This window comes from Pseudalkalibacillus sp. JSM 102089 (assembly GCF_041366475.1).
Lineage (GTDB): Bacteria > Bacillota > Bacilli > Bacillales > Guptibacillaceae > Guptibacillus > Guptibacillus hwajinpoensis_B.
This window is the reverse complement of sequence record NZ_JBEWYW010000001.1, coordinates 516049-530726: the sequence shown is the minus strand read 5'-3', so window position 1 is coordinate 530726 and position 14678 is coordinate 516049. Positions and strand designations below refer to the sequence as shown.

Here is a 14678-nt window from a genome sequence, read left to right as displayed (position 1 = left end):
GAGAATGAAAAATGAAGAGTAGTGAGTTATTAGATGCGCTAAATATTCTTGAAAAAGAAAAGGGCATCAGCAAGGATATTATCGTTGAGGCGATTGAAGCAGCGCTTATCTCAGCATATAAGCGAAACTTCCATCAGGCGCAAAACGTTAGAGTTGACTTTAATCAGGATACAGGTTCGATCCGAGTATTCGCTCGAAAAGATGTCGTAGAAGAAGTGGAAGATGCTCGTCTTGAGATCTCACTTGAAGATGCGAAAGACATTGATCGCCAATATGAATTAGAAGATATCGTAGAAATTGAAGTAACGCCTCGTAATTTCGGTCGTATCGCAGCTCAAACAGCGAAGCAAGTTGTTACTCAGCGTGTGCGTGAAGCAGAACGTGGGATCATATTTAGCGAATTTATTGAACGCGAAGACGATATCATGACAGGAATTGTTCAGCGTCAGGATCATCGTTTTATTTATGTTGACCTCGGTCGTATCGAAGCACTTCTCCCTGCCGGTGAACAAATGCCGAACGAAACGTATCATTCCCATGATCGGATCAAGGTATATGTGACAAAAGTTGAAAAAACAACCAAAGGGCCACAGGTGATGGTTTCGAGAACTCATCCTGGTCTTCTTAAGCGTTTATTTGAACTTGAAGTACCTGAAATATTCGATGGAACGGTTGAAGTAAAGTCCATTTCGCGAGAAGCTGGGGATCGTTCTAAGATTGCGGTTCACGCAGAAGATCCTGAAGTTGATCCGGTTGGCTCATGTGTAGGACAGCGTGGTCAGCGTGTACAAGCGATTGTTAATGAGCTTAAAGGTGAGAAAATTGACATCGTAAGCTGGTCTGAAGACATAGTTGCATACGTAGCAAATGCACTAAGTCCTTCAAAAGTACTTAAAGTAAATGTAGACGAAGAAAATAAAATGACTCAGGTTATCGTACCTGACTATCAGCTTTCACTTGCAATCGGGAAGCGTGGTCAAAACGCACGCCTTGCTGCGAAGCTGACTGGGTGGAAAATTGATATTAAGAGTCAATCTGAAGCGGAAGAGCTTGGCATCTATAGTGCTGATGAAGCTCCTCTATTCGAAGAGAATGACGCGGAAGATTCTGAGCTAGATTAAGCAAGATCAGGAGAGGTGTCCATCGTGCAAAAACGTAAAATTCCGATGCGGAAATGTGTCGCCTGTCAAGAAATGAAGCCTAAAAAAGAGCTCGTTCGAATCGTTCGTTCGCCTGAAGGGGTTATATCGATCGACCAAACGGGTAAAAAGAATGGACGGGGCGCATACCTTTGCAACAAAGAAGAGTGTTTCGTACTTGCTAAGAAGCGAAATTCTTTAGCGGCTCATCTAAAAGCAGAAGTGACGGAAGATATTTATGCTGACCTCGCAGAATCGCGGTCAAATTAAATGAAGAATAAGAATTGGGAGTCACTGTTAGGACTCGCTCAGCGCGCTGGCAAAGTCGTGTCTGGAGAAGAACTTGTGGTGAAGGAAATTCAGCGCAAGAGCGCAAGACTCGTATTAGTTGCGAGCGACGCATCTGATAACACAAGAAAGAAAATAACGGATAAAGCAACTACTTATAAAGTCCCAGTATGTTTTGTAACAGGGCGCTATGAGCTTGGACATGCAATTGGCAAAGTTCAACGAGTCACGATAGCCGTTACTGATGCAGGGTTTGCGAAGAAGCTACACGCAATGCTCGATCAATAACTCGGGGGTGATCGTATGAGTAAGATGCGAATTCATGAATATGCAAAAGAACATAATACTACTAGTAAGGATGTTATCGAAAAGTTAAAAAGCATGAATATTACGGTAAACAATCATATGTCTGTGATTGATGATCAGGCCATTGATAAGCTTAATAACGATTCGAAACAATCCAAAAAGGGAAGCGACAAAAACAGTATGGAAAATAAAAACAATCGAAACAACCCAAAAGCAAATGCAAATCAAAAGAATAGTAAAAGCGCACCAAATAACCGTCGCGGTGGACGTCGTCCAAACCGCCGTGGTAAAGGACAGCCACCTAAAAACACAGCTGCTCCAAGAAGATTGCCTTCTAAAGTAACCTTCATTGGTTCATTAACAGTTGGACAGCTTGCTGAAAAGCTAGGTAAAGATGCTTCTGAATTGATTAAGAAGTTAATGGGTCTTGGTGTTATGGCAACCATTAATCAGGAACTAGATAAAGATACAATGGAACTTATCTGTGATGATTATGGCGTAAAAGTAGAAGAAGAAGAGCTATTTGAAGTAACGGATCTTGATAATTACACAAGTGAAGATGAGGACGGAAAGCTTGTTGAACGTCCTGCAGTCGTTACAATTATGGGGCACGTTGACCATGGTAAAACAACGCTATTAGACGGAATCCGTGATACAAAAGTAACACAGGGTGAAGCTGGTGGTATTACGCAGCACATCGGTGCTTACCAGATCGAAGAAAATAACAAAAAAATTACGTTCCTTGATACTCCTGGACACGCGGCATTTACAACAATGCGTGCACGTGGTGCAAAAGTAACGGATATCACGGTTCTAGTAGTTGCAGCAGACGATGGCGTTATGCCACAAACGGTTGAAGCTATTAACCATGCGAAGGCAGCGGAAGTGCCAATTATCGTTGCTGTTAATAAGATGGATAAAGAAGGAGCAAACCCTGATCGCGTGATGCAGGAACTAACAGAGTATGAACTTGTTTCTGAAGCATGGGGTGGCGATACAATTTTCGTTAACCTTTCTGCCATTAAGCGTGAAGGAATTGATAATCTTCTCGAAACAATTCTCTTGATTTCAGAAGTAGAAGAGTTTAAAGCAAACCCTAATAAGCTTGCTACAGGTACAGTCATTGAAGCACAGCTAGATAAAGGACGCGGCCCAGTCGCAACACTTCTTGTTCAAGAAGGTACGCTTAAAGTCGGTGACCCAGTTGTAGTCGGTAACACATTTGGTCGTGTTCGTGCTATGGTCAACGATCTTGGTAAGCGTGTTGAAACAGCTGCACCTTCTACTCCTGTAGAAGTGACTGGTTTAAGTGACGTACCAAATGCTGGAGATCGCTTTGTAGCATTTGAAGACGAGAAGACAGCACGTCAAGTTGGTGAAGCACGTAATCAGCAGCAAATTGAAGCTCAGCGTAAAGAATCTTCTAAAATGAATTTGGATGATTTATTCGAAAAGATTCAGCAGGGCGATGTGAAAGATATCAACATTATCGTGAAAGCTGACGTACAGGGATCTGTTGAAGCACTTGCTGGCTCACTTCAGAAGATTGAAGTAGAAGGTGTTAAGATTAACATTATTCACACAGCTGTTGGTGCAATCACAGAGTCAGATATTATCCTTGCATCTGCTTCTAATGCGATCATTATCGGATTTAACGTACGTCCAGATTCAAATGCGAAGAAAGTAGCTGATTCTGAGCAAGTAGAAATTCGCTTGCATCGCGTGATCTATACAGCGATTGAAGAGATTGAATCTGCAATGAAAGGAATGCTTGATCCAGTTTATGAAGAAAAAGTGATTGGTCAAGCTGAAGTACGTGAAACATTTAAAGTTTCTAAAGTAGGTACAATTGCAGGGTCTTACGTAACAGAAGGTAAAATCACTCGTAATTCTGGCGTTCGTGTCATCCGTGACGGAATTGTCGTATTCGAAGGTGAAGTGGATACATTGAAGCGCTTCAAAGACGATGCGAAAGAAGTGGCCAAAGGGTACGAATGTGGTATTACGCTTGCAAAATTCAATGACGTTAAAGAAGGCGACATCATTGAAGCGTATATTATGGTTGAAGTAAAGCCTAAGTGATTGGATATGTAGAATGTGAATGCATCATTTATGATGCGCAATCCTTGAAGGAAAAAAGATCTGTGCTTCAGTCGGTTATTAGCCGTCTGAAGCATTATAATCTCTCTGTTTCTGAGCTTGACAGCCAGGATTTATGGCAACATACCGTTATTGGTATTGTTACAACGGCTTCAAGCAAAACGGCATGCGAGCGTGAGCTCCAGCGAGCCGTCTCATTGATTGATTCACGTCCTGATATCGAACTCACTCGAGTAACTTATGAGTGGCTTTAGGAAAGAAACGAGGTGTAACGATGAGTAATGTTCGCGCAAATCGTGTTGGTGAACAGATGAAGAAAGAACTTGGTGATATAATCAGCAGGAAGATTAAAGACCCGCGCGTAGGTTTCGTTACAGTAACAGCTGTTGAAGTTACGAATGATCTACAGCAAGCAACGGTATTTATTACTGTCCTTGGTGATGAAGAGAAGAAAGAAGCTACCCTGAATGGTCTTGCGAAAGCAACTGGATTTATTCGTTCTGAAATAGGGAAACGCATTCGTCTTCGCAAAACACCGGAAATCTATTTTGAATTTGATGAATCGATCGATTATGGGAACAAAATTGAACGACTTCTTGCAGATTTAAATCAAGCGGATGAGTAGAAACGAAGGGATAGGCAGGAATGTCTATCCTTTCTCTATGTCATCATATTGAAAGGAGGAAAACAATGAACGGCATATTACCACTCAAGAAACCAGCCGGAATGACGTCTCATGATTGTGTAGCAGTTACTAGAAAGCTATTAATGACAAAAAAAGTTGGTCACACAGGAACTTTGGATCCAGATGTAACAGGCGTTTTACCACTATGTATCGGCAGAGCAACTAAAGTAGCCCAGTATATGACGGATTTTTCTAAAACGTATGAAGCAGTGATTACACTAGGGTTTTCAACGACGACGGAAGATGCGTCTGGAGAGAAAGTGGAAGAAAAGAAAGTGGACAAACTGCCTTCAACTAACGATATAGAAGAAGCACTTGCTGCGTTTCGAGGTGAGATCGAGCAAGTTCCCCCAATGTATTCTGCTGTCAAAATTAACGGTAAACGTCTTTATGAGTATGCTTTTAAAGGAGAAGTGGTGGATCGTCCATCTAGAAAGGTAACGATTCATAACCTAGAGTTAATTGGAGAGGTTACGCTTGAAGAAGGAGCGGTCTCTATCCCTGTACGTGCCACGTGCAGTAAGGGGACATATATTCGAACACTTGCGGTTGATATTGGAGAAAAGCTAGGTTTTCCAGCTCACATGTCGTCTCTGATTCGGACAGCGTCAGGCCCATTTAAACTAGAAGAATGTTTGACATTTGATCAGATAAAACAGATGATAGAAGAGGAAACGCTATCTCTTTTTCCTATGGAATACGCTCTTTCTACTATGCCATCCTATACTGTTGATTCTGCGCTAGAAGAGAAGCTTCAAAATGGCGCTGTGCTTCCTCAGTTGGAAGAGATGACAGAGAATAGACTTGTTATGTACAATAGGGACGGAGAAGCAATTGCAATCTATCAAAAACATCCTGAGAAGCCGGGCTTAATGAAGCCTGAAAAAGTGTTTTCGAGATGAAGTTAGAAGGTGAAACCGTTGAAAACAATTTATTTATCGCATCCTCATCAGTTAAAATCTAAACATCCTGCCGTCATGGCGCTTGGATATTTTGATGGCATTCATCGAGGCCATCAGAAAGTGATTTCGACTGCGAAAGAAATTGCTGATGATAAAGGCGTAGAGTCAGCAGTTATGACGTTTTATCCCCATCCATCAGTCGTTTTGGGGAAGTCTACACCTCAAACAGAAGCCATTACACCACTTGATGATAAAATTGAGCTTATTGAGCAGCTTGGAATTGACGTTCTTTATATCGTGAAATTTGATACTACGATTGCAGGATTAACACCTCAGCAATTTGTTGATGATTATATTATTGCCTTATCAGTTGTTCACGTTGTAGCAGGGTTTGATTTTACATATGGAAGTAAAGGAAGAGGAACGATGGACTCCCTTCCATTTCATGCCCGTAACCATTTTAGTCAAACGGTGATTGATAAAGTATCTCAACATGACGAGAAAGTAAGCTCTACTTTAATTCGTTCATATATTCGTGAAGGGGCTGTCCAGGACGTGAAAGCCGTTCTAGGTCGGAACTACACGGTGAAGGGCACTGTTGTTCAAGGAGATCAGCGCGGCCGCACAATTGGCTTCCCAACGGCCAACGTCGATCTTAAAGACGAGTATCTCGTGCCAGCTACAGGTGTTTATGCAGTGCGTATGAAAACGGAAGGTAGCTGGATGAGTGGTGTATGCAATGTTGGATATAAACCAACCTTCTATGACGAAAAACCTGATCAGCCGTCACTGGAAGTTCACGTATTTGATTACAGTGGCAATTTGTATGGATCGTCTGTAGAGGTTGAATTCCATCAAAAGATTCGTGGAGAGGTTAAATTCTCTTCTGTTGATGACTTAATTGCCCAAATAGGTCAGGATGCGAAAAATGCAAGAGGAATACTGAAATAGATTTCCCTTGCATTTTAGAACAAAAACCTGTAATCTAATATCTGTACGACAAGTACACAACCTATACTGGGCTATCGAGTCACCGACGTTTGCGCGGTATCAGGGGATTAGAAATTAAGGAGGTGAAACGGATGGCAATCACACAAGAACGTAAGCAAGAACTTATCACTAAGTTCAAAACTCACGAGAATGATACTGGTTCTCCAGAGGTTCAAATCGCTGTCCTTACTGAGGAAATCAACAATTTGAACGATCATCTACGTTTCCACAAGAAAGACCACCACTCTCGTCGCGGTCTTCTTAAGATGGTTGGTAAACGCCGTAATCTTTTAACGTATCTTCGTAACAAAGACGTTACTCGTTACCGCGAACTTATCAAAGAACTTGGTCTACGTCGATAATGATTCAGAAAAGCGGGATGTTTTCCCGCTTTTTTATTAGGTTAAAAATACATAGATTTCTTCCTTTCTTTTTAGAAGCAAAAAGGTTAGGGTATAATAAAAGAAATGATTTTATTGGATGAGAGGAGTTCTCACATTAATGGCACAAGATAAGCAAGTGTTTTCAATCGATTGGGCTGGTCGCGAGTTGTCAGTTGAAATTGGTCAACTGGCTAAACAGGCGAGCGGTGCAGCATTGATCCGTTACGGCGATACAGCCGTACTAGCAACGGTTACTGGTTCTAAAGAGCCGAAAGACCTTCCGTTTTTCCCACTAACGGTTAATTATGAAGAACGATTATATGCAGTAGGTAAAATTCCTGGAGGATTCATCAAGCGCGAAGGACGTCCGAGTGAAAAAGCGATTCTTGCGAGTCGTTTAATTGATCGCCCGATCCGTCCATTATTCCCTGATGGTTTCCGTAATGAAGTTCAAGTTGTCAGTACAGTGATGAGCGTTGATCAAAACTGCTCTTCTGAGATGGCAGCAATGTTCGGTTCATCTCTAGCGCTTGGTATTAGTGACCTTCCATTTGATGGTCCAATTGCTGGCGTTATCGTTGGACGCGTTGATGGGGAGTTTATTGCAAACCCTAACGTTGAGCAGCTTGAACAGAGTGATATTCACCTAACAGTTGCAGGTACGAAAGATGCAATTAACATGGTTGAAGCTGGAGCTGAAGAAGTTCCTGAAGAAATCATGCTTGAGGGTATTCTTTTTGGTCACCAAGAAATTAAGCGACTAATTTCATTCCAGGAAGAGATCATTGAAGCTACTGGAAAAGAAAAGCGCGAAGTTGTTCTTAAGACTGCAGATAAAACGCTTGAAGCAGCTCTTAGTGAGCAGTACTTATCTGACATTAAAGAAGCTGTAAAAGTGATTGAGAAGCATGCTAGGCAGGAAGCAATTGATGCTGTAATGACGCGTGCAACTGAAGCATATGAAGAAAACGAAGAGTATAGTGCCGATGAAGTGAAATCAATTCTAAATAGCTTTGTTAAGCAAGAAGTTCGTCGTTTAATTCTAAAAGATAAAGTAAGACCTGATGGTCGTGGCGTTGATGAGATTCGTCCACTTGATTCTGAAGTAGGAATTCTACCAAGAACACACGGATCTGGATTGTTTACTCGTGGACAAACCCAGGCACTTAGCATTTGTACTCTTGGTGCACTAGGAGACGTTCAGATTCTCGATGGTCTTGGTACAGAAGAATCTAAGCGATTCATGCATCACTATAACTTCCCGAAATACAGCGTCGGCGAAACTGGACCAATGCGTGGACCTGGTCGTCGTGAGATTGGTCACGGTGCCCTTGGTGAGCGTGCACTTGAGAAGGTTATTCCAACTGAGAAGGATTTCCCATATACGATTCGTCTTGTATCTGAAGTTCTTGAATCAAATGGCTCTACTTCACAAGCAAGTATTTGTGCTAGTACGCTAGCGATGATGGATGCAGGTGTGCCGATCAAAGCACCAGTTGCAGGTATTGCAATGGGACTTGTAAGTGATGGCGAGGATGTAACAGTTCTTACAGATATTCAAGGCATGGAAGATGCTCTTGGTGACATGGACTTTAAAGTTGCTGGAACAAAGCAAGGCGTAACAGCTCTTCAAATGGATATTAAAATTTCTGGAATTAACGAAGACATCCTTCGTCAGGCTCTTGAGCAGGCGAAAAACGGTCGTCTCGCCATTCTTGAAAACATGATGAGTGCGATCAACGAACCTCGTACTGAGCTTTCTGCATACGCACCTAAGATTCTTACAATGTCAATTAAACCAGATAAAATCCGCGACGTTATTGGACCAAGCGGTAAAATCATCAATAAGATCATTGAAGAAACTGGCGTAAAAATTGATATTGAGCAGGATGGTTCGGTCTTTATTTCTTCTACTGAGCAAGAAATGAACGCAAAAGCGAAGAAAATGATCGAAGATCTTGTTAGAGAAGTGGAAGTTGGCACAACTTATCTTGGTAAAGTGAAACGAGTTGAGAAATTTGGAGCATTCGTTGAGCTATTTGCTGGGAAAGAAGGTCTGGTTCACATTTCTGAACTAGCTGAAGAACGTACAAACAAAGTAGAAGACGTTGTTTCAATCGGTGATGAAATCATGGTTAAAGTGAAAGAAATCGATAAGCAAGGACGCGTTAACCTTTCTCGTAAAGAGATTTTGAAAGAACAGCGTGAACGTGAAGAACAAAGTCAAAAGAGCTAATGAATTCGGCTGAGGCCGAATTCATTTTTTTTTGCTGATTTTTGTTGGTTTATACTGTTTCCTTTCATTTTGATAAATGTGACCGGCGTTGATTTCACCTAATGAAAACCTTTGTTTTTTGGCAACGATTTGTTTTACGTAAGTTCTAGAGCTTGCCCATTAAACATACCTTTTTTACAAAAGGGGGCAGATGAATGAAGAAATCCTGGATCCAATTTATTGTGTTTATTATGATCTTAGGCGTAGCAGCAGGTTCACTTCAGAACCCCTACACATCAATGTATTTAAGTGATTTGAAAGAACAAGCTACCTTGAACGTGAATGGAAGTCCACTATATGACGAGATTGCTGATGCGAAGGAAAGCATGGATATACCTCCAATTAATGCTGTAATCGATCGTGTTTGGAAAGGAATCCCAGGCTATAATGGTCTGATAATTGATGCAGAAGCTTCCTATGAAAAAATGAAGGGGAAGGCGTTTGATGAGAATCTACTCGTAAAAAAAGAAGTGAAGCCTGATGTTCAGTTGGATGATCTTGAGCCTACTGCAGTCTATAAGGGTAATCCTAAGAAGCCGATGGTCGCCTTTATGATAAACGTCGCTTGGGGAGAGGAATATTTACCTGATATGTTGCAACAGCTTAAGAAACATAGCGTTCATGGTACTTTTTTTCTTGATGGCTCATGGGCAAAGAAAAACCCTGATATCGTTCGTATGCTTGATGAAGAAGGACATGAAATCGGAAATCACGCCTATTCTCATCCTGATTTGAAACAGCTAAGCGACGCTGCTATCCGTAAAGAGCTTGAAGATACAAATCAAGTTATTGAAGCAACAATAGATAAACAACCTGTCGTTTTCGCACCACCAAGCGGAAGCTACGCGAATAACGCCGTTCAAATTGCTGATCAGCTTGGGATGCAAACAGTGCTCTGGTCTGTTGATACTGTGGACTGGAAAAAACCTGCACCACAAGTACTGACAGAGAGGGTGCTCCAAAATGTACACGCGGGTGCTCTGATACTCATGCATCCAACAGAACCGACAGAACAAAGTCTTGAAGCGTTAATTCGCGGCGTAGAAAAGAGAGGTTACCAGCTTGGGACAGTTTCACAAGTGTTAGATTCTAAACGACTTGAGAAAAGATGATAAAATTGTGTCCTTTCTTCATTAATGATATAGTGTTTTTGGAGTATGACGAAACATAATGGCTCGATACAGGAGGAACAGGTTTGATAAATAAAGTAACTTGTAAAAATGGTGTCAGAGTAGTACTAGAAAATATTCCAACAGTCCGTTCAGTTGCTATCGGAATTTGGATTGGAACTGGTTCTCGTTTTGAACCGAAAGAATTAAATGGTGTTTCACATTTCCTTGAACATATGTTTTTTAAAGGAACGGATAAGCGCAGTGCAAAAGATATTGCGGAATCCTTTGATAGCATTGGCGGTCAAGTTAATGCGTTTACATCAAAAGAGTACACGTGTTATTATGCAAAAGTTCTTGATGAGCACGCAGATTATGCTCTTGATGTATTAACTGATATGTTTTTCCATTCAACATTTGAAGCTGGAGAGCTTGCGAAAGAAAAGAATGTTGTACACGAAGAAATCAAAATGTATGAAGATACCCCAGATGATATTGTACATGACATGCTGAGTCAGGCAAGTTATGGTGATCATGAGCTTGCGATGCCGATCCTTGGAACAGAAGAGACGTTAAAAGGATTCTCAGGTGACACGCTTCGTGATTACATGCAAACTCATTACACACCGGATAATATTGTGGTGTCGATTGCAGGAAATATTGATGAATCGTTCATGCACAAAGTAGAGAGTGCATTTGAACACTGGGAAACTCCTGCTGGAAAACCTGAAGTACTCGCTCCAAAATTCCATTCAGGACAAATCGCTCGCCAGAAGGAAACGGAGCAAGCCCATTTATGTCTTGGGTACGCTGGACTTCCGTTTGGTACAGATGATATTTATAGTCTCATTGTGATGAACAATGTGCTTGGTGGAAGCATGAGTAGTCGTCTTTTCCAGGATGTTCGTGAAGATCAAGGACTTGCTTACTCAGTCTTTTCTTATCATTCTGCTTATCAGGATAGTGGGTTATTAACGATCTATGCAGGTACCGCTCAGAACCAGCTGGATCGCTTATATGAGACTATCCAGAAGACTTTAACGGAATTTAAGCGTGATGGCATTACAACGAAAGAGTTGAAGAATTGCAAAGAGCAGCTAAAAGGTAACTTGATGCTCAGTCTTGAAAGTACAAACAGCCGTATGAGCCGAAACGGTAAGAATGAGTTACTATTAAACCAACATCGTTCACTCGATGATATTATTACGAATATTGAGAGCGTTAATCATGAGAATGTAAACGGTATGATCCATTCGATGTTTACTGATGAATTTTCATGTTCGCTTATTAGTCCAAACGGTCAATTACCAGGTGGTATGAAATCCTAAGGACGCTAACCCGTCGAATCATAAGGCGGGTTTTTTTCATGTCTTCCTTTAATAAACTACTCATAGACTATGGTATATAACGTGAACGTATTATTAGATAGTGATTTCCGATAGGACTTTCATCAATTTGTTTAAAGGGGGCATACGATGAGATTAAGTCAGCTTAGCGGTAAGGAGCTTATTGATATAGAAAAAGGGCGGAAGCTTGGTGTACTTGGGCAAACTGATCTATTGTTTGATGAAAAAACAGGGTTATTAAAAGAATTGATCATTCCGAAATCATCCTGGATGGGGTTAAAACGCAAAGAACAAGAAATTACGATTCCATGGGAGCATATAGAAACGATTGGAAGAGATATGATCATTTTGCAAAATCATCAAAAGGGATAAAACTGGTACACTTCTTGATTCACCAAGCGGGCATACACCACATAGAATGTTGAGAAATTACAATAATCCCCGTAGTAAGACGTGGAAAAGGAAAGGGGAGGAACGATGCTAACGAATCAACATATCGCTGTTATTGGCGGTGATGCCCGCCAGCTTGAAATTATTCGAAAGTTAACCGAATTGAATGCCGATTTATATTTAATCGGATTCGATCAGCTTGATCATGGCTTTACAGGTGCAACGAAATGCACATTGGATGAAGTGAAGCTAACGACCCTTGATGCAATTGTCCTTCCAGTCAGTGGAACAACGATTGAAGGAGAAGTTGAAACGATCTTCTCAAATGAAAAAGTAGTGTTAACAGCAGATCAACTTAAACAAACGCCAGCCCATTGTACGGTATATAGCGGAATCAGTAACAGCTGTCTAAATGAGATGGTGGCTGAAGCATCTAGAACGTTAGTTCGCTTATTCGAACGAGATGATGTGGCCATTTATAATTCTATTCCGACTGTTGAAGGTACTGTTATGATGGTTATTCAGCATACGGATATTACCATTCATCAATCAAATATTGCGGTTCTAGGTCTCGGTCGAGTGGGGATGTCAGTTGCCAGAACATTTAATGCATTAGGGGCAAATGTTAGTGTTGGGGCTAGAAAACCAGAGCATATCGCGAGAATTTCGGAGATGGGATTAAAACCGTTTCATTTATCTGATCTCGTGAACCAGGTATCCCATTTGGATGTATGTATTAATACAATCCCAGCACAAATCGTCACATCACAAGTTATTGCCAAAATGCCGTCTCACACGCTCGTGATTGACCTTGCTTCTAAGCCAGGAGGTACTGATTTTCGATACGCAGAAAAAAGAGGAATTAAAGCTCTTCTTGCGCCAGGCCTGCCTGGTATTGTGGCTCCAAAAACGGCCGGAAAAATCATCGCTAATGTTCTAACACAGCTGTTAATTGAGAGGTCTCAGAATGGAAAGGAGAACACTCCATGAGTTTGAAAGGTATGCACATTGGTTTTGGGTTAACTGGTTCTCACTGTACGTATGATGCGGTCGTTCCACAAATAGAAGAACTTGTTCAACTAGGTGCAAAGGTGACGCCATTTGTTTCCCATACAGTCATGAATACGAATACTCGGTTTGGCGATGGAGAAAATTGGATCGCTCGTATTGAGGATATAACAGGTAATGAAGCAGTTAATTCGATTGTAAAGGCTGAGCCATTTGGTCCCAAAACGCCACTTGATTGTATGGTTATCGCTCCAATAACAGGGAATTCTATTAGTAAATTTGCGAATGCGATGACTGAGTCTCCTGTATTGATGGGGGCAAAAGCAACTTTACGTAATGAAAAACCAGTTGTGTTAGGCATTTCTACTAACGATGGGCTAGGATTAAATGGTACAAATATCTTAAGATTAATGTCGACGAAGAATATTTATTTCATTCCATTTGGTCAGGATGATCCAGTTAAAAAACCAAATTCACTCGTTGCACGGATGCCATCTTTAAGGGAAACAGTTGAAAAAGCACTTCTTGGCAGACAGCTTCAGCCGGTTTTGATCGAAAGGTATTTGGATTAGCCAATTGATTTATCTTTCTTTAAGATAGGTTTATGATAGAATAGAGAATAAAATCACCAGGAATGGGGAGAAACCTCGGTTTCTCCTTCTGTTGTGATGGATTTTGAATGGAATATGGGAGGAGAATAAGTCATGAGCGGGAAAAAATATCATGTAGCAGTAGTTGGAGCAACAGGCGCAGTCGGACAACAAATGATCAAAACACTAGAGGAACGAGATTTTCCGATATCGACCTTAACGCTCCTTTCATCATCACGTTCTGCTGGTAAAAAAGTAATGTTTAAGGGTCAGGAAGTAACGGTAAAAGAAGCCACTCCTGAAGCATTTGAAGGAGTTCAGCTTGCGTTATTTAGCGCTGGTGGCAGTGTATCAAAAGCCCTTGCTCCAGAAGCAGTTAAACACGGAGCGATTGTTGTAGATAACACAAGTGCATTCCGTATGGATCCAGAAGTACCTCTTGTTGTACCAGAAGTGAATGAAGGGGATTTGAATGATCATAAAGGGATTATTGCAAACCCAAACTGCTCAACCATTCAAATGGTCGCAGCTCTTGAGCCGCTGAAACAAACATATGGCCTTACTAAAATTATTGTTTCTACTTATCAAGCTGTTTCAGGTGCAGGCGCAAATGCGGTTACTGAAATGAAAGAGCAGTCTAAAGCGGTGCTAAATGGTGAGGACTACGAGCCACAAATTTTGCCTGTTAAAGGTGATAAACAGCACTATCCGATCGCTTTCAATGCCATCCCACAAATCGATGTATTTGAAGACAACGGATTTACTTATGAAGAAATGAAAATGATAAATGAAACGAAGAAAATCATGCATGATGCAGAGCTTCATGTTGCAGCTACTTGTGTGCGACTACCAATTGAAACAGGTCATGCTGAATCAGTCTATGTTGAAATTGGTCATGATGATGTAACAGTAGAAGATATGAAAGAACTATTGAGTAACGCACCTGGTGTAACGCTTAAAGATGACCCTGCAAACCAGGTTTATCCGATGCCTGTTGATGCTGTTGGGAAATCGGACGTTTTTGTCGGTCGTATTCGAAAAGATCTAAATCAAAAAAATGGCTTCCATATGTGGATTGTCTCTGATAATCTACTGAAGGGGGCAGCGTGGAATTCTGTTCAAATTGCTGAAAGCCTTGCAGCCCTAAATATATTGAAATAGACATAA

Annotated in this window: 16 protein-coding genes; all 16 read left to right on the top strand. The window is 41.2% G+C overall.

The window, feature by feature from the left end; all coding sequences use genetic code 11:
• The first annotated feature begins 11 nt into the window (after positions 1–11).
• The 16 genes from nusA (at position 12) to asd (ending at position 14672) form a co-directional block, all read left to right on the top strand.
• Entirely contained in the window at positions 12–1121 is a 1110-nt protein-coding gene (gene nusA / locus ABVF21_RS02625; RefSeq protein ID WP_194221428.1) for a transcription termination factor NusA, read from the top strand.
• Between the two features lie 24 nt (positions 1122–1145).
• Complete coding sequence (gene rnpM, locus ABVF21_RS02620; protein ID WP_276511843.1) at positions 1146–1409, top strand: RNase P modulator RnpM; 264 nt, start codon at positions 1146–1148, stop codon at positions 1407–1409.
• Positions 1410–1715 carry a YlxQ family RNA-binding protein gene (locus tag ABVF21_RS02615; protein ID WP_194221429.1) on the top strand — a complete coding sequence of 102 codons (306 nt, stop codon included), beginning with the start codon at positions 1410–1412 and terminating at the stop codon, positions 1713–1715. It begins immediately after the preceding gene.
• Positions 1716–1730: 15 nt separating this feature from the next.
• Positions 1731–3815 (top strand): translation initiation factor IF-2, encoded by a 2085-nt coding sequence (infB, locus tag ABVF21_RS02610; RefSeq protein ID WP_194221430.1) that lies wholly within the window; start codon positions 1731–1733, stop codon positions 3813–3815.
• On the top strand, positions 3812–4087 hold the full coding sequence (locus ABVF21_RS02605; protein ID WP_371017438.1) for a DUF503 domain-containing protein: 276 nt from the start codon (positions 3812–3814) through the stop codon (positions 4085–4087). Before infB ends, ABVF21_RS02605 begins: the two co-directional genes overlap by 4 nt.
• Before the next feature lie 20 nt (positions 4088–4107).
• Entirely contained in the window at positions 4108–4458 is a 351-nt protein-coding gene (gene rbfA, locus ABVF21_RS02600; protein ID WP_098443391.1) for a 30S ribosome-binding factor RbfA, read from the top strand.
• A gap of 65 nt (positions 4459–4523) precedes the next feature.
• A complete protein-coding gene (truB, locus tag ABVF21_RS02595; protein ID WP_371017437.1) occupies positions 4524–5420 on the top strand; it encodes a tRNA pseudouridine(55) synthase TruB in 897 nt (298 codons plus the stop codon).
• 18 nt (positions 5421–5438) lie between these two features.
• Positions 5439–6371 carry a bifunctional riboflavin kinase/FAD synthetase gene (gene ribF / locus ABVF21_RS02590; RefSeq protein WP_371017436.1) on the top strand — a complete coding sequence of 311 codons (933 nt, stop codon included), beginning with the start codon at positions 5439–5441 and terminating at the stop codon, positions 6369–6371.
• Between the two features lie 131 nt (positions 6372–6502).
• Positions 6503–6772, top strand: coding sequence for a 30S ribosomal protein S15 (gene rpsO / locus ABVF21_RS02585; protein ID WP_048309782.1), 270 nt, complete (start codon positions 6503–6505; stop codon positions 6770–6772).
• Between the two features lie 139 nt (positions 6773–6911).
• Positions 6912–9029: a polyribonucleotide nucleotidyltransferase gene (locus tag ABVF21_RS02580; protein ID WP_303531297.1), complete on the top strand. Its 2118-nt coding sequence runs from the start codon at positions 6912–6914 to the stop codon at positions 9027–9029.
• A 194-nt stretch (positions 9030–9223) separates the two neighbouring features.
• Positions 9224–10180, top strand: a complete 957-nt coding sequence (locus ABVF21_RS02575; protein WP_371017435.1) for a polysaccharide deacetylase family protein — start codon at positions 9224–9226, stop codon at positions 10178–10180.
• Positions 10181–10263: 83 nt separating this feature from the next.
• Positions 10264–11505 carry a M16 family metallopeptidase gene (locus ABVF21_RS02570; protein WP_194221436.1) on the top strand — a complete coding sequence of 414 codons (1242 nt, stop codon included), beginning with the start codon at positions 10264–10266 and terminating at the stop codon, positions 11503–11505.
• Positions 11506–11652: 147 nt separating this feature from the next.
• A complete protein-coding gene (locus ABVF21_RS02565) occupies positions 11653–11895 on the top strand; it encodes a YlmC/YmxH family sporulation protein (RefSeq protein WP_194221437.1) in 243 nt (80 codons plus the stop codon).
• Between the two features lie 105 nt (positions 11896–12000).
• Positions 12001–12903 (top strand): dipicolinic acid synthetase subunit A, encoded by a 903-nt coding sequence (dpaA, locus tag ABVF21_RS02560; protein WP_303531302.1) that lies wholly within the window; start codon positions 12001–12003, stop codon positions 12901–12903.
• On the top strand, positions 12900–13493 hold the full coding sequence (locus ABVF21_RS02555; protein WP_303531303.1) for a dipicolinate synthase subunit B: 594 nt from the start codon (positions 12900–12902) through the stop codon (positions 13491–13493). The genes dpaA and ABVF21_RS02555 overlap by 4 nt, the downstream gene beginning before the upstream one ends.
• A gap of 132 nt (positions 13494–13625) precedes the next feature.
• Positions 13626–14672 (top strand): aspartate-semialdehyde dehydrogenase, encoded by a 1047-nt coding sequence (asd, locus tag ABVF21_RS02550; protein WP_226612853.1) that lies wholly within the window; start codon positions 13626–13628, stop codon positions 14670–14672.
• Positions 14673–14678: the final 6 nt, after the last annotated feature.

Excerpts from the sequence above, each read along its gene's own strand:
- nusA (WP_194221428.1), top strand. The coding sequence starts at position 12 with ATGAAGAGTAGTGAGTTATTAGATGCGCTAAATATTCTTGAAAAAGAA.
- ABVF21_RS02615 (WP_194221429.1), top strand. The coding sequence starts at position 1,410 with ATGAAGAATAAGAATTGGGAGTCACTGTTAGGACTCGCTCAGCGCGCT.
- infB (WP_194221430.1), top strand. The coding sequence starts at position 1,731 with ATGAGTAAGATGCGAATTCATGAATATGCAAAAGAACATAATACTACT.
- rbfA (WP_098443391.1), top strand. The coding sequence starts at position 4,108 with ATGAGTAATGTTCGCGCAAATCGTGTTGGTGAACAGATGAAGAAAGAA.
- truB (WP_371017437.1), top strand. The coding sequence starts at position 4,524 with ATGAACGGCATATTACCACTCAAGAAACCAGCCGGAATGACGTCTCAT.
- rpsO (WP_048309782.1), top strand. The coding sequence starts at position 6,503 with ATGGCAATCACACAAGAACGTAAGCAAGAACTTATCACTAAGTTCAAA.
- ABVF21_RS02580 (WP_303531297.1), top strand. The coding sequence starts at position 6,912 with ATGGCACAAGATAAGCAAGTGTTTTCAATCGATTGGGCTGGTCGCGAG.
- ABVF21_RS02575 (WP_371017435.1), top strand. The coding sequence starts at position 9,224 with ATGAAGAAATCCTGGATCCAATTTATTGTGTTTATTATGATCTTAGGC.
- ABVF21_RS02565 (WP_194221437.1), top strand. The coding sequence starts at position 11,653 with ATGAGATTAAGTCAGCTTAGCGGTAAGGAGCTTATTGATATAGAAAAA.
- dpaA (WP_303531302.1), top strand. The coding sequence starts at position 12,001 with ATGCTAACGAATCAACATATCGCTGTTATTGGCGGTGATGCCCGCCAG.
- ABVF21_RS02555 (WP_303531303.1), top strand. The coding sequence starts at position 12,900 with ATGAGTTTGAAAGGTATGCACATTGGTTTTGGGTTAACTGGTTCTCAC.
- asd (WP_226612853.1), top strand. The coding sequence starts at position 13,626 with ATGAGCGGGAAAAAATATCATGTAGCAGTAGTTGGAGCAACAGGCGCA.